The sequence below is a fragment of the Streptomyces sp. NPDC111520 genome (assembly GCF_055635295.1).
In genome coordinates this window covers 48002-71772 of record NZ_JBVKBW010000021.1, presented here as the reverse complement: position 1 = coordinate 71772, position 23771 = coordinate 48002, and the positions used below count along the sequence as shown (strand labels likewise).

22 protein-coding genes and 1 tRNA gene are annotated in these 23771 nt (G+C 74.3%); 12 read left to right on the top strand and 11 right to left on the bottom strand.

What is annotated here, in order from left to right:
• The first annotated feature begins 9 nt into the window (after positions 1-9).
• The gene (locus ACZ7MY_RS35590) at positions 10-1587 is read left to right on the top strand and encodes a Na+/H+ antiporter (RefSeq protein ID WP_499608430.1); all 1578 of its coding nucleotides are present in this window, start codon (positions 10-12) and stop codon (positions 1585-1587) included.
• Between the two features lie 24 nt (positions 1588-1611).
• Here ACZ7MY_RS35590 and ACZ7MY_RS35585 read toward each other — a convergent pair whose 3' ends face one another.
• The 6 genes from ACZ7MY_RS35585 to ACZ7MY_RS35560 all read right to left on the bottom strand — a co-directional run bounded on the left by ACZ7MY_RS35585 (position 1612) and on the right by ACZ7MY_RS35560 (position 5181).
• On the bottom strand, positions 1612-1860 hold the full coding sequence (locus ACZ7MY_RS35585) for a UBP-type zinc finger domain-containing protein (RefSeq protein WP_499608540.1): 249 nt from the start codon (positions 1858-1860) through the stop codon (positions 1612-1614).
• A 137-nt stretch (positions 1861-1997) separates the two neighbouring features.
• On the bottom strand, positions 1998-2525 hold the full coding sequence (locus tag ACZ7MY_RS35580) for a GNAT family N-acetyltransferase (RefSeq protein WP_499608428.1): 528 nt from the start codon (positions 2523-2525) through the stop codon (positions 1998-2000).
• A 105-nt stretch (positions 2526-2630) separates the two neighbouring features.
• Positions 2631-3203 (bottom strand): Clp protease N-terminal domain-containing protein, encoded by a 573-nt coding sequence (locus tag ACZ7MY_RS35575; RefSeq protein ID WP_499608426.1) that lies wholly within the window; start codon positions 3201-3203, stop codon positions 2631-2633.
• Positions 3204-3205: 2 nt separating this feature from the next.
• Positions 3206-3415, bottom strand: a complete 210-nt coding sequence (locus ACZ7MY_RS35570; RefSeq protein ID WP_018557908.1) for an HTH domain-containing protein — start codon at positions 3413-3415, stop codon at positions 3206-3208.
• A gap of 92 nt (positions 3416-3507) precedes the next feature.
• Positions 3508-3867 (bottom strand): DUF6204 family protein, encoded by a 360-nt coding sequence (locus ACZ7MY_RS35565; RefSeq protein WP_499608424.1) that lies wholly within the window; start codon positions 3865-3867, stop codon positions 3508-3510.
• A 219-nt stretch (positions 3868-4086) separates the two neighbouring features.
• Positions 4087-5181, bottom strand: a complete 1095-nt coding sequence (locus tag ACZ7MY_RS35560) for a PP2C family protein-serine/threonine phosphatase (protein WP_499608422.1) — start codon at positions 5179-5181, stop codon at positions 4087-4089.
• 228 nt (positions 5182-5409) lie between these two features.
• Here ACZ7MY_RS35560 and ACZ7MY_RS35555 point away from each other — a divergent pair, with 228 nt between their 5' ends.
• From ACZ7MY_RS35555 to ACZ7MY_RS35515, 9 genes are all read left to right on the top strand, one after another.
• Complete coding sequence (locus ACZ7MY_RS35555; protein ID WP_499608419.1) at positions 5410-5586, top strand: hypothetical protein; 177 nt, start codon at positions 5410-5412, stop codon at positions 5584-5586.
• A 31-nt stretch (positions 5587-5617) separates the two neighbouring features.
• Positions 5618-6289, top strand: coding sequence for an SDR family NAD(P)-dependent oxidoreductase (locus ACZ7MY_RS35550; RefSeq protein WP_499608417.1), 672 nt, complete (start codon positions 5618-5620; stop codon positions 6287-6289).
• A 170-nt stretch (positions 6290-6459) separates the two neighbouring features.
• The gene (locus tag ACZ7MY_RS35545; RefSeq protein WP_499608414.1) at positions 6460-7200 is read left to right on the top strand and encodes an SDR family NAD(P)-dependent oxidoreductase; all 741 of its coding nucleotides are present in this window, start codon (positions 6460-6462) and stop codon (positions 7198-7200) included.
• Positions 7201-7272: 72 nt separating this feature from the next.
• Positions 7273-8463 carry a cysteine desulfurase family protein gene (locus tag ACZ7MY_RS35540; protein ID WP_499608411.1) on the top strand — a complete coding sequence of 397 codons (1191 nt, stop codon included), beginning with the start codon at positions 7273-7275 and terminating at the stop codon, positions 8461-8463.
• 115 nt (positions 8464-8578) lie between these two features.
• Positions 8579-11872: a formate dehydrogenase gene (gene fdh / locus ACZ7MY_RS35535; RefSeq protein WP_499608409.1), complete on the top strand. Its 3294-nt coding sequence runs from the start codon at positions 8579-8581 to the stop codon at positions 11870-11872.
• Positions 11869-12888 (top strand): 4Fe-4S dicluster domain-containing protein, encoded by a 1020-nt coding sequence (locus ACZ7MY_RS35530; protein ID WP_499608407.1) that lies wholly within the window; start codon positions 11869-11871, stop codon positions 12886-12888. Before fdh ends, ACZ7MY_RS35530 begins: the two co-directional genes overlap by 4 nt.
• A complete protein-coding gene (gene nrfD / locus ACZ7MY_RS35525) occupies positions 12885-13925 on the top strand; it encodes an NrfD/PsrC family molybdoenzyme membrane anchor subunit (protein ID WP_499608404.1) in 1041 nt (346 codons plus the stop codon). The genes ACZ7MY_RS35530 and nrfD overlap by 4 nt, the downstream gene beginning before the upstream one ends.
• A 708-nt stretch (positions 13926-14633) precedes the next feature.
• A complete protein-coding gene (selA, locus tag ACZ7MY_RS35520) occupies positions 14634-15983 on the top strand; it encodes an L-seryl-tRNA(Sec) selenium transferase (protein ID WP_499608538.1) in 1350 nt (449 codons plus the stop codon).
• A 1-nt stretch (position 15984) separates the two neighbouring features.
• The gene (locus ACZ7MY_RS35515) at positions 15985-17766 is read left to right on the top strand and encodes a SelB domain-containing protein (RefSeq protein ID WP_499608403.1); all 1782 of its coding nucleotides are present in this window, start codon (positions 15985-15987) and stop codon (positions 17764-17766) included.
• A gap of 35 nt (positions 17767-17801) precedes the next feature.
• Here the strand turns inward: ACZ7MY_RS35515 and ACZ7MY_RS35510 are convergent.
• Positions 17802-17894 (bottom strand) — tRNA-Sec (locus tag ACZ7MY_RS35510).
• A 122-nt stretch (positions 17895-18016) separates the two neighbouring features.
• On the opposite strand from ACZ7MY_RS35510, the gene selD reads away from it, so the two are divergent.
• Together selD and ACZ7MY_RS35500 are read left to right on the top strand one after the other, a co-directional pair.
• Positions 18017-19051, top strand: a complete 1035-nt coding sequence (gene selD / locus ACZ7MY_RS35505; RefSeq protein WP_499608400.1) for a selenide, water dikinase SelD — start codon at positions 18017-18019, stop codon at positions 19049-19051.
• A gap of 106 nt (positions 19052-19157) precedes the next feature.
• A complete protein-coding gene (locus ACZ7MY_RS35500; RefSeq protein ID WP_499608536.1) occupies positions 19158-20114 on the top strand; it encodes a threonine/serine dehydratase in 957 nt (318 codons plus the stop codon).
• Between the two features lie 198 nt (positions 20115-20312).
• On the opposite strand, the gene ACZ7MY_RS35495 is transcribed toward ACZ7MY_RS35500, so the two are convergent.
• The 4 genes from ACZ7MY_RS35495 to ACZ7MY_RS35480 all read right to left on the bottom strand — a co-directional run bounded on the left by ACZ7MY_RS35495 (position 20313) and on the right by ACZ7MY_RS35480 (position 23695).
• The gene (locus tag ACZ7MY_RS35495; protein ID WP_499608398.1) at positions 20313-20972 is read right to left on the bottom strand and encodes a TetR/AcrR family transcriptional regulator; all 660 of its coding nucleotides are present in this window, start codon (positions 20970-20972) and stop codon (positions 20313-20315) included.
• Between the two features lie 25 nt (positions 20973-20997).
• Positions 20998-22101: a DNA alkylation repair protein gene (locus ACZ7MY_RS35490; protein ID WP_499608394.1), complete on the bottom strand. Its 1104-nt coding sequence runs from the start codon at positions 22099-22101 to the stop codon at positions 20998-21000.
• Between the two features lie 153 nt (positions 22102-22254).
• The gene (locus ACZ7MY_RS35485) at positions 22255-22995 is read right to left on the bottom strand and encodes a hypothetical protein (protein ID WP_499608392.1); all 741 of its coding nucleotides are present in this window, start codon (positions 22993-22995) and stop codon (positions 22255-22257) included.
• Between the two features lie 205 nt (positions 22996-23200).
• Entirely contained in the window at positions 23201-23695 is a 495-nt protein-coding gene (locus tag ACZ7MY_RS35480) for a winged helix-turn-helix transcriptional regulator (RefSeq protein ID WP_499608389.1), read from the bottom strand.
• Positions 23696-23771: the final 76 nt, after the last annotated feature.

The following is a 23771-nucleotide window of genomic DNA, read 5'->3' as shown; positions in this document are numbered from 1 at the left end:
GAGACGTCCGTGGAGGGGCTGGCGCTCGTCACGCTCATGGCCGGTGCGGTGCTGGTCACCGCTGTCGCCCGCCGACTGGGGGTGTCGCCCCCGCTGCTGCTGGTCGCCGTCGGCCTGTGCGCGTCCTTCGTGCCGGGGATCCCCGCCTACGCCATCGAGCCCGAACTGGTGATGGTGCTGGTCCTGCCCCCGCTGCTGTACTCCTCGGCGCGGGAGAGTTCCTACCTGCGCTTCCGGGACAACCTGCGCCCCATCGGGCTGCTGGCCGTGGGGCTGGTGCTGTTCACCACGGTGGTGATCGGTTACGCGGCGTCCTGGCTGGTGCCGGGGCTGCCGCTGGGCTCGGCACTGGTGCTCGGCGCGGTCCTGTCGCCGCCCGACGCGGTCGCGGCGACCTCCATCGGACGCCGGCTGGGCCTGCCGCGCCGGCTGCTGACCGTGCTCGGCGGCGAGAGCCTGGTGAACGACGCGACCGCGCTCACGGCCTACCGCGTGGCCGTCGCGTCCGTGGCCGGCGCAGGCTACACGCTGCTGCAGGGCGTCGGGGTCTTCCTGATGGCGGCCGTGGGAGGCTCGCTGATCGGTCTGGCGATCGGCCGGCTGGCCCGCCTCGGGCACCGGTTCCTGCCCGGGGACCTGGCCAGCGCGCTCGGTCTGCTCGTGCCGTTCCTCGCCTACCTCGTCGGCGAGGAGGCGCACACGTCGGGAGTACTGGCCGTGGTCGTGGCCGGCCTCTACCTGGGACACCGCTCCCCCGACACGGAGGCGACCTCCCGGCTGCAGGTCTACGCGGTGTGGAGCGCCCTCGACACCGTGCTGGAGGCCCTCGTCTTCGCGCTGATCGGCCTGCAGGTGCGGGGCATCGTCGACACGGTCGACACGGGCGTGTGGCAACTGGTCGCGGCCGGTGCCGCGCTGACGGCGGTGACCGTCCTGGCGCGCGCCGTGTGGGTCTACCCCGCGACCTACCTGCCACGGCTGATGTTCCCGCGGATCCGGGCCCGCGACCCCTACCCCCCGTGGCAGTACCCGGTCGTCCTCTCCTGGGCGGGCATGCGCGGCGTGGTCTCGCTGGCCGCGGCCTTCGCGCTGCCGGAGACCACCGACAGCGGCGCGCCGTTCCCCGGGCGCGACGAGATCCTGTTCCTGACCTTCTTCGTCACGGTCGGCACGCTGCTGCTGCACGGGATGACGCTGCCCCCGCTCATCCGTCGGCTCGGCATCTGCAACAAGGAGGCGTACGAGGACGCCCTGGCCGAGGCGAACGCCCAGCACAGTGCCGCCCGGGCGGCACTGGCGCGCCTGGAGGAGCTGGCCGGGGACAAGGGCTCCCACCAGGCCGTGCTGGAGACCCTGCGGCAGACCGCGGAGGCCCGCCGCAACGCCGCCTGGGAACGGCTGGGCGGCCCGACCGGCGGGGGCGCCGAGCCGCCGAGCGTGGCCTACCGGCGGCTGCGCCGCGCCATGCTCGACGCCGAGCGGCAGGAGTTCGTGCGCTTCCGCGACGAACGGCTCATCGACGACGAGGTGCTGCGCCACGTCATGCGCGAACTCGACCTGGAGGAGGCGGTGCTGCAGCGCGAATAGCGCCGGACGGGGGGAAGGGGGGCCTCAGCCCATGGACTCGTGGACGAAGCACCAGCGCCAGGTCTCGCCCGGCTGGTAGGAGCGGATCACCGGGTGGCCGGTGGCCCCGTAGTGCGCGGTGGCGTGCCGTCCCGGGGAACTGTCGCAGCATCCGACGTGGCCGCAGCTCAGGCACAGCCGCAGGTGGACCCAGTCGCGGTGTCCGGCGGCCAGGCAGTCGGCGCAGCCGTCCTCCGGCGGCGCGGCCGCGACGTCGGCCGGGGCCTGCTCCAGATCGGTACACGCTGCTGTTGTCACGCGGGCCACCTGCGCCTTCTGCGGATCGCTGCTTCGGGACGCCCCAGGCTACGTCAACCCGCTGCCCGGCGCGATCAGCGGCCGGGGCGGGCGCACGCGGGTGCCGCCGGGGTTCAGTCGCGGAGTTCGCCCTCCAGGAGGCCCATGGTGAACATGTCGTACCACCGGCCGTCGCGCCGGAAGACCTGCCGCAGCCGGCCCTCCTCGACGAAGCCGACCTTCCGGTAGACGTGGTGCGCCGCCTCGTTCTCGGTCACGACGGTGAGCGAGATCTTGTGCAGGCGCATCTTCTCGAAGCCGTAGCGGCACATGGTCCGCATGGCGTCGGTGGCGTAGCCGCGGCCCCAGTACTCCTTCTCGCCGATGTAGATGTCGAGTTCGGCGCACCCGGTCTCGGGCTCGGCGTCGCGCAGCCGCACCAGGCCGATGAGCCGGCCGTCCTCGCGCACCTGGATGCCGTGGAGCACGTCGCCGTAGGCGTTGCGGGGCCGCTCCTCCATGCGCTTCCTCACCTGGGCGAGGGGCTGGGCGTAACCGTCGTCCATCCAGCGCATGACCTCGGGGTCGTGGTTCCAGCGCCACAGCGCCTCGGCGTCCGAGGGCTCCATCGGGCGCAGTGTCACCAGTCGTCCGGGCACCATGGGGCGGCCCCCTCCGGGTCGTCGTGATCGTGGTCGTGGAACCCGACAGGGTTAACACGTCCGTCCTCGACCGATCAACCGGATTGCCCGCCGCCGGGCGGGCGTTCAGCTCGCCTCGGCCCGGCCCCCGCCCTCCGCGGCGAGCACGCGCTCGACGTCGGCCCACGAGGCCCCGTGCTCGGCCAGGACGTCCGCGACCACACCGGGGCCGACCGTCAGGGCCAGCAGGATGTGCTCGTCACCGATGTGGCGGTCGCCCCGGGCCACCGCGGACCGCAGGGAACGCTCCAGGACACCCTTGGCGCCGCGGCCGAACGGCCGCCGTCCCGAGGGCCGCCGGCGCCGCGGCCCGGAGCCGGCGGCAAGGGCGCCGGAGCCGTGCGCGTCCTCCACGCGGGCGACGATCTCGGCGACGTCGATGCCGAGTCCGGCCAGCGCCTCGGCATCGGCCCGCGAGACCCCGCCGCGCCGGCGGCTCTCCCCCAGCGCCTCCTCCAGGGCCTCGCGGCGTCGGTCGACGCCCAGTGCGGCCAGGGCCGCGGAGGCCCGGGTGCCACGCCGGTCGAGGAGCGACAGCAGCAGGTGGTCCTCGGTGACCGCCGGGTCGGCGGCGCGTTCGGCATGCCCGACCGCGCCCTCGACGACCTCACGCGCGCTCTTGGTGAACCTCTCGAACATCCTCAATGCCTCCCGTACTTCTTGTGCACGGCCTGCCTGCTGACGCCGAGTTCGTGGGCGATCTCCTGCCACGACCACCCCTGCGCCCGCGCGCTCCTGACTTGTACGGTCTCCAGCTGCTCCAGCAGCCGCCGCAGCGCGGCGACGGCCCGCAGCCCGACCCTCGGGTCGCGGTCACCCGCCCGCTCGGCGAGATCGGTTGCCTCGGTCATGTCTGTCAAATTACGTTGACAGGCACGGACGTGTCAACCCGAGTTGACGGCCGGGGCCGCGGGCCGGGCCGGGGTGGCCGGGGGCCGGGGTGTCAGGCGCCGCCCTGCGCGGCGGCCCGGCGCTGCCGCTTGCCCAGCGGCGCCTGGGAGAGGTCCTCGGCCTGGGACCTGAGGTTCTTGTGGCCGTACCCGCGCTCGCCCAGCCAGGCCCGGGCCGTCGCCTCGGCGCGTTCGGCGGCCTCCAGGATGTCCTCCTCCGCCTCCCCGGAGTCGAGGAACCGGAAGGTGAAGGCGGGTCGAGCGGCGATGTCGTAGGTGAGGTGGCCCTCGGGGGTGAAGGCGGCGCGCAGGACGTCGTGTTCCGCTGCGTGGGCGAGGAGTTCGGCGCGCTGCTCGGCGGTGAGTCCGTCGAAGACGCCGCGGACGGTGACGCGGAAGGTGCGGGTGCTCATGCGCCGACCCTAGACAGCGCGTTCCGTTCCGCTCCACCGCATTTCGCCGGGCCGCCCCGGCCCCGCGCCCACCGGGCAGACGACACCCGGGGGTGGACGCCAGGGCGCCGCCTCGCTCCGTGGCTGGGTGACCGCATGTCGGCCGTCATGCGCCGACCCCCGAAGACGGGGACCGAGGAGCCGTCCGGGAGCCGGCGACCTCACCATGCGATACGACGCCTAGCGGTCCCGGGTCACCGCGAGGAGCGCCATGTCGTCGTCGGTCGGCCCGCCCGCGTGCCGGTGCACGTCCTCGAGCAGCGCGTCCAGCAGTTCGGCCGGACCTCCGCGCCGCACCCCCGCCAGCCGTCCCGCCAGATCGTAGAAGCGACCCTTGACGTCGCGGGCCTCGGTGACGCCGTCGGTGCACAGCAGCAGCGTCGAACCCGCGGGGAAAGGCACCGTGTCCACCACCGCGTCCGCCTCCCCCAGCCCCTCCACCAGGAGCAGCCCGTTTTCCGACGGATCGGCCGGGCGCACCCGCCCGCCCCGCAGCACCAGCGGCGCCGGGTGGCCGAGGTTCACCAGCCGGACGTGGTCGCCGCCGTGCGGGAACTCGGCCAGCACCGCGGTGGCGAACCACTCCAGCCGCTCGCCGTCCTCCCGCCGGCCGACCTCCCGCATGAGGGCCCGCAGCATCTGCCGCGCCACGTCCGCGAGGGTCGCCTGCTCGTCGGCCGCCATCCGGAAGCTCCCGAGGACGAGCGTCGCCGCCTCCACGGCGTCCAGGCCCTTGCCCCGCACGTCCCCCACGATGCAGCGCAGCCCGTACGGGGTGTCCTGGACCGCGTAGAGGTCCCCGCCGATCTCGGCCTCCTCCTCGGCGGCCTCGTAGCGCGCCGCGATCCTCAGGTCGCCGACGCGCGCGGGCGGTTCGGGGAGCACCGCGCGCTGCACGGTCGCGGTGACCGAGCGGGCGGAACGCAACCGGGACTCGCGTGCCTCCAGCAGCCGGTTGATGAACACCGCGACCACGGCGACCAGCGAGACGGTCAGCAGCTCGCTCATCCCGCTCAGCCCCCGCAGCCGCCCGAAGTGGGCCAGGATCCAGGTGTCCGCGGTGATCGCCGCCAGGCCGACCACCATGGTCGCCCGCATCGACAGCAGCGGCGCCGCGAGCACCGGCGCGACGGAGTAGAAGGCGGCGCTCGTGTACTGCGTCGGGGTGACGAGGTCCACGCACAGCCCACCGACCAGCACCACGACCGGGAGCAGGCGGATGTACCAGGCCACGTCGGCGGCGCCGCCGAAGCCCTGGTCCTCGGCCCTCCCCACGCACCCTCCCGGTCTCTCCCGCTGGCGATCCCCCTCACGCTCCCCGGCAATCGCCCCCGCGGCCACCTCAGGCCCTCCCCCGGAGTGAACCGGCCCCCCACGGTGCTCCGCCGGGCGCCGGGCCGTGGACCCGTCTGGCCCACGCGGCTTCAGGCCGGGGCCGAAAATGTCGATCATTGCGGCAGGACGCACGGAACTGGTTCCCGACACCGCCGAGGAGTCGCGCCGATGACGACGTGGACGAAGGACGAACTGGACCGCATCGAGCACGCCTGCGAGCTCTCCGTCGCGCCCCCGCGCGACCCCGGCACCCTGGACCCGCCCACCACCGTCCGGGTGGTCCGCGCCGAGCCCATGGTGGCCGGCACCGCGCGCGCCGCGACGCTCGAACTCGTCCCGCGCTGAGCGCGGCCGCACAGCGGAACACGGGACGGACATGACGACCATGGTCATCGTCGGTGCGGGGCGCGGTCTGGGCGCCGCGGTGGCGCGCCAGTTCGGCAGCGACGGCTTCGACGTCGCGCTCGTCGCCCGGGACCAGGACCGCCTGGACACCCTCGCGGCCGCGCTGGACAAGGACGGCGTCAACGCGCAGGGGTTCGCAGCCGACGTCCGCGACCCGCTCGGCCTCGGCGCCGCGCTGGACGCCGCCGCGGCCGCGCTCGGGCCGATCGAGGTGCTGCAGTACAGTCCGGCGCCGCACAGGGACTTCATGAGGCCCCTCCTGGAGACGACCGCCGCCGACTTCGCGGGGCCCCTGGAGTTCTCCCTGTACGGCGCGGTCACCGCCGTCCACGCGGTGCTGCCCGACATGCGCTTCCTGGGACGCGGCACGATCCTCTTCGTCAACGGCGGCAGCGCGGTGCGGCCGCTGCCCACCCGCGCGGGGACCTCCGTGGCGTTCGCGGCGGAGAGCGCCTACGCCCGGATGCTGCACGACACGCTGGCCGCCGAGGACATCCACGTCGCGCAGCTGATCGTGCCGGGCGTCATCGCCGCGGGGCATCCCAGGAACGATCCCGCCGTGCTGGCGGCCGCCCTGTGGTCGGCGCACCGGGACCGCAGGGGGTTCCGGCACTTCTCGGTCCCGCCGGAAGGAGCGGCCTGAAGGAGCGGCGCGGCGTCCCGGCGGCGCGGGAGGGGACGCGGGACGAGTGCCGCCCCGAACGGCCGCTGCGGCGGCGAGCCGACTTCGGGGGTGACCGTACGTGAGGTAGACAACCACCGCGGACACGGACCGTGCGGGTCCGTGGATCGCGCCGCCCCGAGGAGCCAGCCGTGCACCAGGAGTTCTCCGGATCCACCGCCCTCGTCACCGGGGCCACCGCAGGGATCGGGCGGGGGGTCGCGCTGCGGCTGGCGGCGCTGGGCGCCGAGGTCGTCGTCCACGGACGGGACCCGGGGCGCGGTGCGCGGGTCGTGGCGGAGGCGGAGGACGCGGGCGGGCGGGCCCGGTTCGTCGCCGCCGATCTGTCCGACCCCCGTGATGTGCTGCGCCTCGCCGAGGCGGCGGGCGCGGTGGACGTGCTGGTCAACAACGCCGGCGTCTACCGGTTCGCGGGCGCCGCGGACTCCACGGCCGGGATGTTCGACCTCCACATGGCGGTCAACGCCCGGGCGCCCCTGCTGCTGGTCGGGGCCCTCGTACCGGCCATGGCCGCGCGGGGCCGCGGTGCGGTCGTCAACCTGAGCACCCTGGCGGCGCGCGTCCCGACGCGGCGGGGCGCCGTCTACGGGGCGTCCAAGGCGGCGCTGGAGCTGATGACCCGCGTGTGGGCCGACGAGTTCGGGGCCCGCGGGGTGCGCGTGAACGCCGTGGCCTCCGGCCCGGTCCGCACCCCCGGCACGGCGGAGATGGGCGAGGACGCGCTGGCGACCGTCGCGCACGGCACCGCCCTCGACCGGGTGGCCGAGCTCGACGAGATCGTCGAGGCGGTCGTCTTCCTGGCCTCGGACCGCGCGGGCTACATCACCGGCGCCGTCCTCGACGTGTACGGCGGGCAGCGGGCGATCGGCTGACGGCGAGGGCCGCCGCCCGCCGCACCGGCCCGCGTCCGCGTCCGCTCCGGAGAACCGAAAGGGACCCGCCCCGTGAAGGTGCCGCCGCATCCCGGCCTCGACGGGAACACCGTCTACCTCGACCACAACGCCACCACCCCCGTCGACCCGAGGGTCGTGGAGGCGATGGGCCCCTGCCTCACGACCGGGTTCGGCAACCCCTCCAGCGGGCACGCCTGGGCGGCGGAGCCCGCCGCGGCGCTGGCGCGGGCCCGCCGCCTGGTCGCGGCGCTCGTCGGGGCGACGGCGGAGGGGATCGTGTTCACCGGGTCCGGGTCCGAGGCGAACAACCTGGCGCTGCGTGGCGCGGTGCTCGCCGCCGGTGCCGACCGTCCGCGGGTGATCACCCAGGTGACCGAGCATCCCTCGGTGCTGGAGACGTGCCGCGCGCTGGGGCGGCTGCACGGGGTGCGGGTGACCTGCCTGCCGGTGGACCGGGAGGGCCGTCTGGACCCGGCCGTGCTGGCCGCCGCCCTCACCCCGGACACCGTGCTCGTCTCCGTCATGGCGGCCAACAACGAGACCGGCACGCTGCAGCCCGTGCCGGAACTCGCCCGGCTGGCCCGCGCGCGGGGCGCCCTCTTCCACTGCGACGCCGCCCAGGCCGCCGGGAAGGTCCCGCTGGACGTGGCCGCGCTCGGGGTGGACCTGCTGACGGTGGTGGGGCACAAGATGTACGCCCCGAAGGGGATCGCCGCCCTGTACGTGCGCCCGGGGCTGCGCCTGGAGCCCCTGGTGTACGGGGGCGGGCAGGAGGGCGGGCTGCGGGCCGGCACCGAGAACGTCGCGCTCGCCGTGGCGCTGGGGGAGGCCGCCGGGCTGGCGGCCGCGGAACTCGCCGGCGGCGGGGGCGAGCGCGCCACGGCCCTCCGCGACCGGCTGTACGGGGCGCTGACCCGGGCGCTGCCGGGGCGGGTCCACCTCAACGGGTCCGCCCGCCACCGCCTGCCCACCACGCTGAACGTGGCCGTAGACGGCGTCCCCGGCCACGAGCTGCTCGCCGCGGTGCCCCGGATCGCGGCCTCCACCGGTTCCGCCTGCCACAGCGGCAGCCGCGCGCCCTCCCCCGTCCTGCGGGCCATGGGCCTGGACGACGACCGCGCCCTGAGCGCCGTACGGCTGTCGGTCGGCCGCTGGACCACCGCGGACGACGTCGACCTGGCGGCCGCGCTGCTCACCTCGGCCGCCCGCGCCCTCGCCGCGCGCTCCGGCTCCCCCGCCTGACCACGCCGGCCCCGCCCGACCGCGCCCGCCGGGCGCGTCGCCGCCGGACTTGCGGGCGGCCCCCCGCCCGGTAGCGTCGACAGGAGGTGGGACCACCGCACGAAGGAGCAGGCGGATGGGCGTGAAACGGTGGATCGACGCCTGGCCGGTGTACCGGCAGCTCACGGGTACGGACCCGCTGGGCCGGGGCAAGGCCGCGCAGTCGGCCCGCTCGGCCGGGCTCGGGTCCCGTACGGACAGCGCCGACCGGGTGGTCGGCTCGGTGTGCCCCTACTGCGCCGTGGGCTGCGCGCAGCGCGTCTTCGTCAAGGACGGCAAGGTCGTCCAGATCGAGGGCAACCCGGACAGTCCCATCTCGCGCGGCCGGCTGTGCCCCAAGGGCTCGGCCAGCAAGCAGCTCGTCACCGGACCGCAGCGGGAGCAGCGGGTGCTCTACCGCCCGCCGTACGGCACCGCCTGGCAGGAACTCGACCTGGACACGGCCATGGACATGGTCACCGACCGGGTGCTCGACGCACGGCGGAAGGGCTGGCAGGACACCGACGCGGACGGGCGGCGGCTGCGCCGCACCATGGGCCTGGCCAGTCTGGGCGGTGCGACGCTGGACAACGAGGAGAACTACCTCATCAAGAAGTTGTTCACCGCCCTCGGCGCCCTGCAGATCGAGAACCAGGCCCGTATTTGACACTCCGCCACGGTTCCCGGTCTGGGAGCCTCGTTCGGACGTGGCGGCGCCACGGACTACCAGCAGGACCTGATCAACTCCGACTGCATCGTCATCATGGGCTCCAACATGGCCGAGGCCCATCCGGTCGGGTTCCAGTGGGTCATGGAGGCCAAGGCGCGCGGCGCCAGGGTCATCCACATCGACCCGCGGTTCACGCGGACGAGCGCGCTCGCGGACCAGCACGTCACCATCCGGGCCGGCACCGACATCGCGTTCCTCGGCGGCGTGATCAACCACATCCTCACGCACGGCCTCGACTTCCGGGAGTACGTGGCGGCGTACACCAACGCGCCCTTCCTGCTGAGTGAGCGCTACCAGGACACCGAGGACCTGGACGGGCTGTTCAGCGGCTACGACCCGCACACCGCCGCGTACGACGCGTCGAGCTGGACATACGCGAGCGTCCCCGTGGAGGAGCGGCCCGGCCACCACCTGAAGGAGGTGTCCGCCCCCTTCCAGCACGGCGCGGGCGGCCCGTTCATCGAGGGGGCCGAGGGCGGGATCGAGTCCGACCCCGCACTGGAGCACCCGCGCTGCGTGTTCCAGGTGCTCAAGCGGCACTTCTCCCGCTACACGCCCGAGATGGTGGAGCGGATCTGCGGGGTGCCGCAACCTCTCTTCCTGGAGGTCTGCCGCGCCTGGACGGAGAACTCCGGCCGGGAGCGCACCGCCGCGCTGGTGTACAGCGTCGGATGGACCCAGCACTCGGTGGGCGTCCAGTACATCCGGGCCGCGTCGATCATCCAGCTGCTGCTGGGCAACATCGGCCGCCCGGGCGGCGGGATCTTCGCCCTGCGCGGCCATGCCAGCATCCAGGGCTCCACGGACGTGCCCACGCTGTTCAACCTGCTGCCGGGCTACCTGCCGATGCCCGACATCACCCACGAGGACCTGGCCACCTACCTGGACGGGGTCCGCGGAAGGGGGCAGAAGGGCTTCTGGGGCGCCGCCGACGCGTACACGGTGTCGCTGCTCAAGGAGTACTGGGGCGACGCCGCGACGGCGGAGAACGACTACTGCTTCGACTACCTGCCCCGGATCAACGGCGACCACGGCACCTACCGCACCGTGATGGACATGGTCGACGGCGGCAAGGTCTTCGGCTACTTCCTGCTCGGGCAGAACCCCGCGGTCGGCTCGGCGCACGGCCGGCTGCAGCGCCTGGGCATGGCGAACCTCGACTGGCTGGTCGTGCGCGACCTCACCATGATCGAGAGCGCCACCTTCTGGAAGGACGCGCCGGAGATCGAGACCGGGGAGATCGTCACCGAGGAGTGCCGCACCGAGGTGTTCTTCTTCCCCGCGGCCTCCCACGTGGAGAAGGCCGGCACCTTCACGCAGACGCAGCGCATGCTCCAGTGGCGCGACCAGGCGGTCGAACCGTCCGGGGACCAGCGGTCGGAGCTGTGGTTCTTCCACCGGCTGGGCGTGCTGCTGAAGGAGAAGCTGGCCGGCTCGGCCGACGAGCGCGACCGACCCCTGCTGGACCTGGCCTGGGACTACGAGACGGAGGGCGAGGAGCCTTCCGCGGCGGACGTGCTGCGCCACATCAACGGCATCGACCTGCGCACCGGCCGGACGGTCGACGGCTACCTCGACCTGAAGGCCGACGGCACCACCGCCTGCGGCTGCTGGATCTACAGCGGCGTCTACGCGGACGAGACCAACCAGTCCCGGCGCCGGACCTCCCGCTTCGAGACGGGCCCGTACGACGCCGAATGGGGCTGGACATGGCCCCTCAACCGCAGGGTGCTGTACAACCGCGCCTCCGCCGACCCGCAGGGACGGCCCTGGAGCGAGCGGAAGAAGCTGGTCTGGTGGGACACGGCGGCGGGTGAGTGGACCGGCCGCGACACCCCCGACTTCGAGAAGCACAAGCCGCCGGACTACCGGGCGCCAAAGGGCGCGTCGGGCGTCGAGGCGCTCGACGGCGACGACCCGTTCATCATGATGCGCGACGGGAAGGGCTGGCTGTTCGCCCCGACCGGGCTCGCGGACGGCCCGCTGCCCACGCACTACGAGCCGCACGAGTCGCCGATGCGCAATCTGCTCTACGGCCAGCAGGGCAACCCGGTGCGCAAGGTCTACGGCCGTCCCGACAACCCGTCCAACCCCTCCCCGCCCGAGGCGCACTCCGAGGTGTTCCCCTATGTGTTCACCGCGGCCCGGCTGACCGAGCACCACACGGCGGGCGCGATGAGCCGACAGCTGCCCTATCTGGCGGAACTCCAGCCGGAGTTGTTCGTGGAGGTCTCGCCGGAGCTGGCGGCCGAGCGGGGGCTGCGCCACCTGGACTGGGCGCATGTGATCACCAGCAGGACCGCGGTCGACGCGCGTGTGATGGTGACCGACCGGATGGCGCCGCTGCGCGTGGACGGACGGGTCGTGCACCAGGTCTGGATGCCGTACCACTGGGGCCAGACCGGGCTCACCAAGGGCGACGTGGTCAACGACCTCATCGGCGTGGTCGCCGACCCGAACGTGTTCATCCAGGAGAGCAAGGTGCTGACCTGCGACGTCCGGCCCGGACGGCGTCCGCGGGGGCCCGAACTGCTCGCGTACGTCGAGGACTACCGCCGCCGCGCCGGCATCACGGCGGAGACCGGCACCCGCATAGCGACGGCCGGCGGCCACGCCGAGCGGGCGCACATCGAACCGGACCGGCCGGAGGAGCCGTCATGACGCAGGACAACAGCTTCTACGGGCCGCTCGCGGACCCCGCGGGGAACGCCGGGCACAGCGACCACCCGCCGCGGGTGGGCTTCTTCACCGACACCTCCGTGTGCATCGGCTGCAAGGCGTGCGAGGTGGCCTGCAAGGAGTGGAACGCCATCCCGGAGGACGGCATCGACCTGCTGGGCATGTCGTTCGACAACACCGGGATGCTGGGCGCGAGTTCGTGGCGGCACGTCGCCTTCATCGAGCAGCAGCGCCCGCTCGGCCGGCAGGACGCGGGGCTGGCCGACCTGCCCGTCGGCCCGTCCAGCACAGAAGGGACGGCCGAGGTGGTGGCCGACGCCCTGGAGGTCGCCAAGCGGGGCGGCGGCGACCTCGGCACCGCCCCGGTGGACCTGGGCTTCCCCTCCTTCGACCTGCCCGGCGCAGGGACGGGCGCCGAGGCCCGCACCGAGTTCCGCTGGCTGATGTCCTCCGACGTGTGCAAGCACTGCACGCACGCCGGCTGCCTGGACGTGTGCCCCACCGGCGCGCTGTTCCGCACCGAGTTCGGGACGGTCGTCGTCCAGCCCGACATCTGCAACGGCTGCGGCTACTGCGTGTCCGGCTGCCCCTACGGCGTCATCGACCGGCGACCCGACGACGGCCGGGCGTGGAAGTGCACGATGTGCTACGACCGGCTCCGGGGCGACCTGGAACCGGCCTGCGCCAAGGCCTGCCCCACCGACTCCATCCAGTTCGGCCCGCTCGACGAACTGCGCGAGCGCGCCGACCGGCGCCTGGCGCAGCTGCACGAGGCCGGGGTCGCCGAGGCGCAGCTCTACGGCCGCGACCCGGACGACGGGGTGGGCGGGGACGGCGCGTTCTTCCTGCTGCTGGACGACCCGGAGGTGTACGGGCTGCCGCCGGACCCGGTCGTGCCGACCCGCGACCTGGCGTCGATGTGGAAGCACGCGGGCGTTGCGGCGTCGGCGCTGCTGGCGGCCTCGGCCGCGGTGTTCCTCGGCGGGGTGCGGCGGTGACCCGCGACGGGGCCGGGCGCGACGGGCGCGTTGGCCGGGGCGGCCGCGACGACGACGGGAGCCGCGAGCGCCCCATGGTGCCGAAGGCGACGTTCCGCTCCTACTACGGGCGCCCGGTGCTCAAGCCGCCCGTGTGGGAGTGGAAGATCCCGGCGTACCTGTTCACCGGCGGGCTGTCGGCCGGCGCCGCCCTGCTCGCGGCGGGCGCGGACCTGACGCGGCGTCCCGCGCTGGCCAGGGCGGGCCGCGTCGGCGGCTTCGGCGCCTTGCTGGTGAGCATGTACCTGCTGGTCGCGGACCTCGGACGGCCGGAACGTTTCCTCCACATGCTGCGGGTGGCCAAGCCGAGTTCGCCCATGTCGGTGGGCACCTGGATCCTCGTCGCCTACGGTCCCGGCAGCGCGCTGGCGGCCGCGGCCGAGGTGCTGCCCGCGGGCGTGCGCGGCACACTCCCCGGGAGGCTGCTGCGCGTCGCCGCGCGCCCGGCGGGGCTGTCGGCGGCCCTCCTCGCCCCGGGAGTCGCCTCGTACACGGCGACGCTCCTGTCGCAGACGGCGGTCCCGGCGTGGCACGACGCCCGCCGCGAACTGCCCTTCGTCTTCACCGGCTCCGCGGCGGCGAGCGGCGCGGGCCTGGGCATGCTGCTGGCCCCGGTGGCCGAGGCGGGCCCCGCCCGGCGGCTCGGCGTGCTCGGCGCGGCGGCCGAACTCGTCGCGGCGCGGCTCATCGACCGCCGCCCCGGCCTGGTGACCGAGGCCTACACCACCGGCCTCCCGCACCGGCTGCGCCGGGCCTCCGAGTGCCTGACCCTCGGCGGCGCGCTCACCGCGCTGACCCTCGCCCGCCGCAACCGCGCCGCGGCGGCCGTGGGCGGCCTCGCCCTGATGGCGGGCAGCGTGCTGCAGCGCTTCGGCACGTTCGAGGCGGGCGTGGTGTCCACGAAGGACCCGGCGTACGTGGTGAAGCCGCAGCGCGAACGCCTCGACGCACGCGCCGAGGCACGCGCCGAGGCCGACGGGGGCCCCGGCGGGGGGTGAGCAGCCGGTTAGGTCACGCCGCGCGACGCACCCCGGCGCCGGACGTCGAGGTTGGCACGAGGTCAGGCGGCGGCGGTGCCGTGGCCGACCTGGCCGCGTCGACGTCCCGCCGACAGGCGGCCAGCCCGGTACGCGTCCGCGGTGACGGGGCACGTCGCGGTGAGCGCCCGGTACTGGGCGTCGGGTCGGCCTGGGCGGGTTACCGCGTCGGCCCGGCGCCGATCTCGGCCGCGGTCATGGCGGCGGCCCTTCGGGCGACCGCGTCCGCGTGCTCGAGGAAGTCGGAGCGACGCCCTCGATCGGGTCCCGCCCGGCGGGCAGGTGCCGGTGGTGCCCGCGCGGCGCCTCCACCTCGTCGGCCTGCCGGGCGAGGACCCGGCCGATCTCGGGTGGGCCGATCTCCGGTGCCCGCCCTGACGGGCGACAGCAGTCCGGTCTCGTCGTGGTGCCGCGGGGTCCGGACGGTCACGCCCGGCATCCGGGCGACCTCCGCGGTCGGCCACTCCATCGCCGCTCCCTCAGGACCGCTCGCTCGGGCCGGCCCCTCCGGCCCTGGTCAGGACGGTGGAAGTCGCCGCTGCCGCGACCGCAGGCCCCGGACTCGGCATGCCGGGCCCCCGGGAAGCCGCGCCCGGTGTGGCGGGAACACCCACGGGCCGCGGCCGCCGTACCCTGGGCGGCATCCAGGCCAGAGCGAAGGTGCTGCTGATGGACCGCGACCAGACCTCCACCGCTCCCTCCCCGTCCGCCGCCGACGCACGCAGGCACGTGCCCCGCACGGACACCCTGCTGGCGGATCCCCGGCTCACCGCGGCGGCGGAGCGGCTCGGGCGAGCCGTGGTGAAGGAGGCGGTGGCCCGGGTGCAGGAGCGGGCGCGGGCCGGTGAGGTGCCGGTCGACGGGCTCGCCGAACTCGCCGTCGCCGCGCTCCCGGCGACCGCCGCGGGGCTGCGTCCGGTGCTCAACGCCACCGGGGTGCTGCTGCACACCAACCTCGGTCGGGCCCCGCTGTCGCGGGCGGCCCGGGACGCCGTGCTCGCCGCCTCCGGGACCACGGACGTGGAGCTGGACCTGGAGACCGGCGCGCGCTCCCGCAGGGGCCGGTCCGCGCTGGCGGCGCTGCTGCGACAAGTGCCCGCCGCCGAGGCGGCGCACGTGGTCAACAACGGCGCCGCGGCGCTGGTGCTGGCGGCGACGGCGCTGGCGCAGGGGCGCGAGATCGTCGTCAGCCGCGGTGAGCTGGTGGAGATCGGGGACGGTTTCCGGCTGCCCGACCTGCTGGTCTCGACGGGCGCCCGGCTGCGCGAGGTGGGGACGACCAACCGGACCTCGCCGGAGGACTACGCCGCGGCCGTGGGGCCGGACACCGGGTTCATCCTGAAGGTGCACCCCTCCAACTTCCGCATCACCGGATTCACCCGCGAGGTGCCCGTCGCGGAGCTGGCGCGGCTCGGCGTGCCCGTGGTGGCCGACATCGGTTCGGGGCTGCTCGTCCCCGACCCGGTGCTGCCGGACGAGCCCGACGCGACCGGGTGGCTGCGCGCGGGGGCCTCCCTGGTCACCGCGAGCGGCGACAAGCTGCTGGGGGGTCCTCAGTGCGGCCTGCTGCTGGGCCGCGCCGACCTGGTGCGGCGGCTCGCCCGGCATCCGCTGGCCCGCGCGCTGCGCGTCGACAAATTGACACTGGCGGCGCTGGAGGCGACCGTACACGGCCCAGAGACCCCGACCCGGGCGGCCCTGCACGCCGACCCCGCACGGCTGCGGGACCGCGCCGGACGCCTCGCCGCCGAACTGCGCGCGCACGGCTTCGACAGCACGGCGTGCGACACGCAGGCGGTCGTCGGCGGCGGCGGGGCGCCCGGCGTCACGTTGCCCAGCGCCGCCGTGTCGCTGCCCGCCGGGTACGCCGCGCTGCTGCGGCGGGCCGATCCGGCGGTGCTGGCCCGCGTGGAGGACGGCCGGTGCCTGCTCGACCTTCGGGCCGTGCCGGAGGAGGCGGACGAGGAGCTGGCGGTGGCCGTGCGCGGGGCCGGCGTCCTGCCGGGGACCGGGGGCTGACGTGTACGTCGTCGCCACCGCGGGGCACGTCGACCACGGCAAGTCGGCGCTGCTGCGGGCCCTGACGGGCATGGAGCCCGACCGGTGGGCGGAGGAACGGCGGCGCGGCATGACGCTCGACCTCGGGTTCGTGTGGACGCGGCTCCCCGGCGCCGGGGACTTCGCCTTCGTGGACGTACCCGGGCACGAGCGCCTGGTGGGCAACATGCTGGCCGGTGTCGGCCCGGTCCCCGCGGTGCTGTTCGTGGTCGCCGCCGACCAGGGCTGGCAGCCGCAGTCCGAGGAGCACCTGGCCGTCCTGGACGCCCTCGGCGTACGGCACGGCGTCCTCGCCGTCTCTCGCTGCGACCTGGCCGACCCCGGCCCGGCGCGGAAGGAGGCGGCGGCCCGCATCGCCGAGTCCTCCCTCGGCGAGGTGGAGTGCGTGGCCGTCAGCCCCGTCACGGGCGCCGGCCTCGACGCGCTGCGGGCCGCCCTGGTCCGGCTGGCGGGCACGCTGCCGCCGCCCGATCCGGCGGCGGACGTACGGCTGTGGGTCGATCGTGCCTTCACGGTGCGGGGCCGCGGCACCGTCGTCACCGGGACGCTCGGCGCGGGCACCGTACGGGTCGGCGACCGGCTGCTCCTCGCCTGCGACGGGCGGCCGTTGCGGGTACGGGGGCTGGAGTCCCTGAAGGAGCCACGGCAGGAGGCCGCCGCGGTGGCCCGGGTGGCGGTCAACGTGACGGGCCCCGGCGCCGGTTCCGTACGACGCGGCGACGCGCTGCTGACCCCGGACCGCTGGCTGACCACCGACCTCGTCGACGTGCGGCTGCGCGGCGACGCCGCCGGCGACCTGCCCCGCGAGCTCATGCTGCACGCCGGTTCGGCGGCGGTGCCGGTGACGGTCCGTCCGCTCGGCGACGACAGCGCGCGCCTGCGGCTGGCGTCGGCGCTGCCCCTGCGGGTCGCCGACACCGCCCTGTTGCGCGACCCGGGGCGGCACCGCGTCCCGGCGGGACTGACCGTGCTCGACGTGCGTCCGCCCCGGCTGACCCGCCGCGGCGCGGCCGCGGCCCGCGCCGGTGAACTGAGCATCCTGCCCGACGTCGCGGACGGTGCGGCGGAACTGCGCCGCCGGGGGCTGGTCCGGCGCACCGAACTGCTCGCCATGGGCGTCCGACCGCCGGGCGGGGCGGTGGCGGGCGACTGGCTGGCGGACCCGGGCCACTGGGCCGCGCTGCGCGACCGGTTGTGCGAGGCGGTCGAGGAGCACGCCGTACGCAACCCCCTGGAGCCGGGCATGCCCCTGGAGGCGGCCCGCCAGGCCCTCGGCCTGCCGGACCGCACCCTGGTGGAGGCGCTCGCCGGGTCCGTACCGGGCCTGCGGCAGGGCGACGGACGGCTGTACGGGAGCCGCACGCGCCCGACGCTGCCGCCCGGCGCCCGGGCCGGCGTCGAGGCGGTACGGGCCGACCTGGCGCGTACGCCCTTCCGTGCGCCGGAGGCCGAACGGCTGGAGCAGCTCGGGCTGACGCCGAAACTGCTCGCGGCGGCCGAGGCGGCGGGGGCGCTGCTGAGGATCGGCGAGGGCATCGTGCTGCTGCCGGGCGCGGACGCGCGGGCGGCGGCCGTACTGGCGGGACTGGAGCAGCCGTTCACCGCGAGCGAGGCGCGCCGGGCGCTGGACACCACCCGCCGGGTCGTCATCCCGCTCCTGGAGCACCTCGACCGGCAGGGCCGCACCGTACGCCTGGACGGCGCGCTCCGGCGCTGCGCGCGGGCCCCGGGGAGGGCGACGTGAGCGGCGCCGGCGTACGGGGGCGGCGGGCCGGCCGGCGGAGACGGACGGGAATCGAACCCGCCTGCCCGAGTTGCTCGGACACCTCGGTTTTGAAGACCGGGAGGGCCACCAGGCACCCTGACGTCTCCCTGCCGTGCCGGATGCCCATGGAACCTCCGGCCCCCACCCAAGTCAACGCGCCACACGGCGGCGTCGCCCGGGCCCGGGCGACCGCCGTGCCGGCGCCCACCGCGGAAGGACCACAGCGACCATGACGGGAACCGGAACCGGCGTCCGGCAGGACAGCGTGCGGCTGACGCAGTACGCCCACGGCGGCGGCTGCGCCTGCAAGATCCCCCCGGGGGAGCTGGAGGAGATGGTGGCCGGGCTGACCCCGGGGAGCCCGGCGGGCCCCCCGGGCGGTGACCTGCTCGTCGGCCTGGACACCGGTGACGACGCGGCCGTCGTCCGGCTGCCCGGCGGGCCCGGTGCGCCGGCGGTGGTGACCACCGCGGACTTCTTCACCCCGGTGGTCGACGACCCCTACGACTGGGGCCGGATCGCCGCCGCCAACGCCCTCTCCGACGTGTACGCGATGGGCGGCACCCCGCTCGTTGCGGTCAACCTGCTGAGCTGGCCGCGGGACCTGCTGCCGCTGGAACTGGCCCGGGAGGTGCTGCGGGGCGGGCTGGACGTCGCCACCCTGGCGGGCTGCGTCGTGGGAGGCGGCCACAGCGTCGACGACCCGGAGCCGAAGTACGGGATGGCCGTCACCGGCACCGCCGACCCGGACCGCCTGCTGCGCAACGACGCGGGACGGGCGGGCGTGCCGCTGTCGCTGACCAAGCCCCTGGGGCTGGGCGTGCTCAACAACCGCCACAAGACGACCGGGGAGGTCTTCCCGCAGGCCGTGGAGACCATGACCACGCTCAACCGGGACGCCGCCGAACGGGCGCTGGCGGCGGGCGCGGTGTGCGCGACCGACGTGACCGGCTTCGGGCTCCTGGGCCACCTGTACAAGCTCGCCCGCGCCTCCGGGGTGAGCGCCGTGGTCCACGCCTCGGCGGTCCCCTACCTCGACGGGGCCAGGGAGGCCGCGGCGGCTGGCCACGTGAGCGGCGGCACCCGCCGCAACCTCGCCTGGGTCGCCCCGCACACCGACTTCGGCGCCGCGGACGAACTGACCCGGCTGCTGCTGGCGGACGCCCAGACGTCGGGGGGCCTGCTGGTGGCCGGTGAGGTGCCGGGCGCGCCGGTCGTCGGGGAGCTGGTCCCGGCGGGCGAGCACCGGCTCGTGGTCCGCTGACGGGGTCCGCTGACCGGAGGCCGTGGACCTGAGTACGCGAAGTCCGGTCCGCCGGAACAGTGGTTGTTACACTGTTTCTCCGGACTCGCCCATCAGCCCGGAGCACATCGTGACCATCACCCACGCCGACGTACGGGCCGCGGCCGCCCGCATCGCCGGGCACACCCGCCCCGTCACGCTCACCCCCGTGGACCCGGGGGCGTTCGGCGCCGCCGTACAGGGCTGGCTGGCGCTGGAGTCCATGCAGCACACGGGGTCCTTCAAGGCCCGCGGCGCCTTCAACTTCGTGCGGAGCCACGTCGAGCGGGACGCCATGCCCGAGGCGGGCGTGGTCATAGCCTCCGGCGGCAACGGAGGCCTGGCCTGCGCCTGGGCCGCGGCCCGGCACGGCGTGGCCGCCACGGTCTTCGTCCCCGAGACGGCGCCCGCGGTGAAGGTCGCGAAGCTGCGCGAGCTGGGCGCCGCCGTGCGCCAGACCGGCAGCGAGTACGCCGAGGCCCTGGAGGCCTCGCAGAAGTACGCCGCCGAGAGCGGCGCGCTGGAGTCCCACGCCTACGACCATCCGCTCATCGCGGCCGGGGCGGGGACCCTGATGGAGGAGATCGCCGCGGCGCTCCCCGGACTGGACACGGTGGTCGTCGCGGTCGGGGGCGGCGGGCTGTTCGCCGGGGTCGCGGCGTCCGCGCTGGAGCACGGGGTGCGGGTCGTCGCGGTCGAGCCCGAGGGCTCGTGCGCGCTGCACGCCGCAGTCGCGGCCGGCGAGGTGGTGGACGTACCCGTGCGGTCCGTCGCGGCCGACTCCCTGGGCGCACGACGCGCCTCCGGCACGGCCCTGGAGTGGGCGCTCAAGGACGGCGTACGCTCCGTCCTCGTCCCCGACGAGGCGATCGTCGCGGCCCGCCGCACCCTGTGGGACCACCGCCGCCTCGCCGTCGAGCACGGCGCCGCGACGGCGCTCGCCGCCCTCACCTCCGGCGCCCACCGCCCGGCGCCCGGCGAGCGCGTCGCCGTCGTCGTCTGCGGGGCCAACACGGACCCCTCCGACCTGGTCCGCGCTTCCTGAGGGCGCGGGGGCGATCGACCGGCCCACGGGAGGTGTTCCGTGGGCCGCCGCCATGCCGGACCGGTCGCCGGCGCACGACGCCGTGGAGCAGCGGGACGCGGAGGCCCCGGCCCGGCTGGCGGCCGACGGTGCCGATCCGGACGAGGCGGCGCATGCGCGCATTGCGCCCCGCGTACACCTGCCCGCGGCCGCAGGCGGTCAGCGGGGGGCGGCCGGGAGGTGGTCGGCGCGGGCGGCGTGGATGAGGGCGCGCAGCGCCTCGTAGTAGACCTCGTGGTCGACCAGGACGGGGAGGACCACGTTCATCGCACCGGTGAGCGTGGGGAAGTCCTCGGGGTCGAGCGCGGCCAGGGCCGTGCGGGCGGAGGCGAGGACCTTCTTCTCGTCGCGGTGGTCTCCGAAGGCGACCGCGCCGAGGGTGAGCAGGTAGAGCCTGCGGTAGACGCGGATGGCCGTGTCCGCGTCCATGCCGGCGGCGATGCTGTGCGCCATCTGCGGCTCGACGAGCCGGCCCAGCATCTGCGGGCCGAGCCAGGAACGCCCGGCGCGCAGCGCCACCAGCCCGGGGTGCCGGCTGAGCAGGCGGTACAGGCCGGTGAAGCGGGTCTCCGTCGCCGCGGCCCAGTCGCCGGCCGGCGGCACCAGGGGGAGCGAGGCGGCGAGGTGGTCGGCGCAGGCGCTCAGCAGCCCGTCGAGGTCGCCGCAGCGGCGGAAGACGGTGGCGTGCGAGACGCCGAGGCGCTGGGCCACGACACGGAAGCTGAGCCCCGCGGGACCGTCCTCGTCGATGACGGAGATCGCCGTCTCCGCGACCGCGTCCAGGGTCGGCTGGTCGGCGGGCACCTGCTTGCTCTTCACGCGCCACAGCGTATCGAGCGTCGTGTCACACGGTGACGACCTCGAAGGGCACCTTGCCGCGCGGCTCACCGTTGACCTGCAGTTCGAGGGCGTGCCCGCCGGGGTGGAAGACCCGGGTGCTGATCGGCTTGAAGGAGCGCGTGCCGGTGTGCTCGCTCCGCTCCCCCGGCTGGAGGGTGTGGGTCGTCAGCTTGTAGACCTTGGGCGCCGTGCTGCCGTTGGCCTTGCGGTAGTGCACGACGTAGTCGACGACGAGGCGGAGCGGCTCGGCGCCGTGGTTCTCCAGGGTGAAGGCGAAGCGCAGTTCACCGCCCACGGTGACGACGGGCGCGGCCACGGAGGGCCCTTCGACGGTCAGCCCGGTCGCGGGCTCGAACCCCAGCAGCGCCAGGGCTCCCCGGTCGCCGCGCTTGACGGCGGTGCGGAGCGCGTGGCGAACGAGCCGGGGGGTCCGGGCGTCGGGCGCGGCCGACCACCGCCGGGCCGTCTCGACGGCCAGGTCCACCCGGGCGTGGCTCATGTCGTTGACGTGGTTGGCGACGGACCTGCGGACGTACTCCGAAGGGTCCTTGTAGAGCTCGCCCAGGATCGGCAGGGTCGCCTCGGGCCGGGCGAGGATCGCCGGTACGCGCACCGCCCACGGCAGGCGAGGGCGGGTCCCTTCGCTGGCCAGGCGGCGCACGTGCTCGTCCGGGTGCGCGGTCCACGCGGTGACGACGGCGAGCGCCCGGTCGAGGTCGGCGTTGAGCATGCGGCGGATGGCGAACTCGGCGGTCAGGCGCGGCGTCAGCTCCGCCAGCAGGTGGAGCCCGTCCTCGAAGGCGGTGCCCTCGGAGGTGCCGGAGGCGAGGGCGGCCACGGCCTCGGTGACCGGCCAGATCATCCAGCCGGTGAAGCGCGGATCGGGGTGCGCGGCCCGTACGACGGCCTCGAGGCCCGCGGGATCCGCCGGGCCGGAGGCGAGCATCGCGTCCCGCAGGAGGTCGCTGCGCTCGCGCAGTGCCAGTCCGTCGAGCGCCGGCAGGGTGTCGCGCACCGCGTCGGCCATCGGTGCCGCGCCGGCGGCGGCCAGGCAGTCGGCCAGTCCGGTGACGGCGGCGGGGCCGAGCAGTTCGTCCGCGGTGGGCACGGGCGTCTTCCTCCGGTTCCTTGTCGGTTCGTGACGGTTCGGGTCGGCGATTGTTCGAGCAGGCTGACCAGCAAACGGTCGAGCACTACGATCGCGGCGAGTTCCCCGATCCCATCGCGTCCCCGCCAGGGCGACAGGTCAATATAACACGGTCTAAAAAGGTGGCTCGTCAGCCGATCCCCATTTTCCCTGCGCGCTGCGAAGCCCCTCGGAGTGGAGTGGATCACCATAAGACTCACTCAATATGCGCCCTTGCGCCCAAGCCTTCAATGCCTCAGAGGCCAGACGCCTGTGCTGCACATTGGGGCTTTTCGCCAGAACGTTCTCCACCAAAGGAGTCAACCTTTCGTGGTGCATCGTCAATTCCGGTGACTCCAAAAATCGAACGCCGGCAACAACGGCCGCCCCTACCACTCTCGAATCAGGGTCGTCAAAGTAGGCGGCAACACTCGAAAAAGCCTCCGGGTAGATATTCCTTGTGTCGATGAAATCATCGAACGGCTCAGCCGGTGCACAGTTCCCCCACTCCCGAACGAACTGCTCCCGACCACTATTGACACAAAAGGCCACGTCGGCCAGCCACCTGAGAAGTTTGGCTCGAAGTGGAAATTTCCCCCCTTCCCACGGAGGAGCAAGTGCCGCTCGACTCGACCGGCCACCCAAAAGCGCGGCAACGTACCTGAAAGCCGGCACGGTTGCAGAATACACGACCCCATCATTCAGAAGGGCGCTGTAAAGGTGATCGAGAGAACTCGTTACCGCCACATATTCACCCGACACCAAGTTGCGAAGCTTGGCCGGAGTATCAGGGAAGGCGGAGCCATCGGCATTTTCGAGATCAGCCCACTCGACGAGATCAACAATCGCAGGTGGATCGAAAATACCGTCGGTCATTCTCGCGACAATACCATAGGCCCGGCCCGCACGTCAGGCTCCTTCGACTCCCTTCTCGCGGCCATGGCGGTAGGTATTCAGCAGAGTACGCCCTGGTGGTCACCCTTGAAGCGGCAATTCAAGAGGCAAGATGAGTACGTCGACGGTAGTGGGAATTTCGTGAAATACCCGGAGGTGGAGCCTGACCTGCCGGGCCCCGCGGACCTCAGGCGCGGTCGCGGTCGGTGTAGCGGGCGCGCATGAGCGGGCTCGCGGCGGGGCCCGCCGCGTAGACGAAGGCCTCACTGTCGTCGAGCCGGCGGCCCGTGGCGGCGTCGACCACGACCGGCTCGACCTCCTCGCCCGTCTCCGCGTCGACGAGGATCATGCTGCGTTCCTGCGGCGTGAGGCGGGCGTTGCCCCACGCGGCGAGGGCCACGACGACCGGGCGCAGTGAGCGTCCGAGGTCGGTGAGCAGGTACTCGTAACGGGTCGGGCCGGTCTGGTAGGGCCGCCGTTCCAGCAGCCCGTCCGCCACCAGGGTCTTGAGCCGGGTGGTGAGCATGCTCGACGAGATGCCGAGGTTCTCCTGGAACTGGTCGAAGCGCGTGTAGCCGTCGAAGGCGTCGTGCAGGATGAGCAGCGTCCACCACTCGCCGACGTGCCCGACGGTCGTCGACAGCGGGCACTCACGGTCTTCCAGCCGGATGCGGCTCACCATGTCGACCACCTCCGCGGGGGTTGGTGCCAGGGTCGATGAACGCCGTCGCTTTCATGTTAGCAGCAACCCTGGCACC

Bases quoted from the DNA above. Each gene is read 5' to 3' on its own strand.
- ACZ7MY_RS35530 (WP_499608407.1), top strand. From the start codon at position 11,869: ATGACGCAGGACAACAGCTTCTACGGGCCGCTCGCGGACCCCGCGGGG.
- ACZ7MY_RS35555 (WP_499608419.1), top strand. From the start codon at position 5,410: ATGACGACGTGGACGAAGGACGAACTGGACCGCATCGAGCACGCCTGC.
- ACZ7MY_RS35565 (WP_499608424.1), bottom strand. From the start codon at position 3,867: ATGAGCACCCGCACCTTCCGCGTCACCGTCCGCGGCGTCTTCGACGGA.
- ACZ7MY_RS35480 (WP_499608389.1), bottom strand. From the start codon at position 23,695: ATGGTGAGCCGCATCCGGCTGGAAGACCGTGAGTGCCCGCTGTCGACG.
- ACZ7MY_RS35580 (WP_499608428.1), bottom strand. From the start codon at position 2,525: ATGGTGCCCGGACGACTGGTGACACTGCGCCCGATGGAGCCCTCGGAC.
- selA (WP_499608538.1), top strand. From the start codon at position 14,634: ATGGACCGCGACCAGACCTCCACCGCTCCCTCCCCGTCCGCCGCCGAC.
- ACZ7MY_RS35570 (WP_018557908.1), bottom strand. From the start codon at position 3,415: ATGACCGAGGCAACCGATCTCGCCGAGCGGGCGGGTGACCGCGACCCG.
- selD (WP_499608400.1), top strand. From the start codon at position 18,017: ATGACGGGAACCGGAACCGGCGTCCGGCAGGACAGCGTGCGGCTGACG.
- ACZ7MY_RS35550 (WP_499608417.1), top strand. From the start codon at position 5,618: ATGACGACCATGGTCATCGTCGGTGCGGGGCGCGGTCTGGGCGCCGCG.
- ACZ7MY_RS35575 (WP_499608426.1), bottom strand. From the start codon at position 3,203: ATGTTCGAGAGGTTCACCAAGAGCGCGCGTGAGGTCGTCGAGGGCGCG.
- ACZ7MY_RS35485 (WP_499608392.1), bottom strand. From the start codon at position 22,995: ATGACCGACGGTATTTTCGATCCACCTGCGATTGTTGATCTCGTCGAG.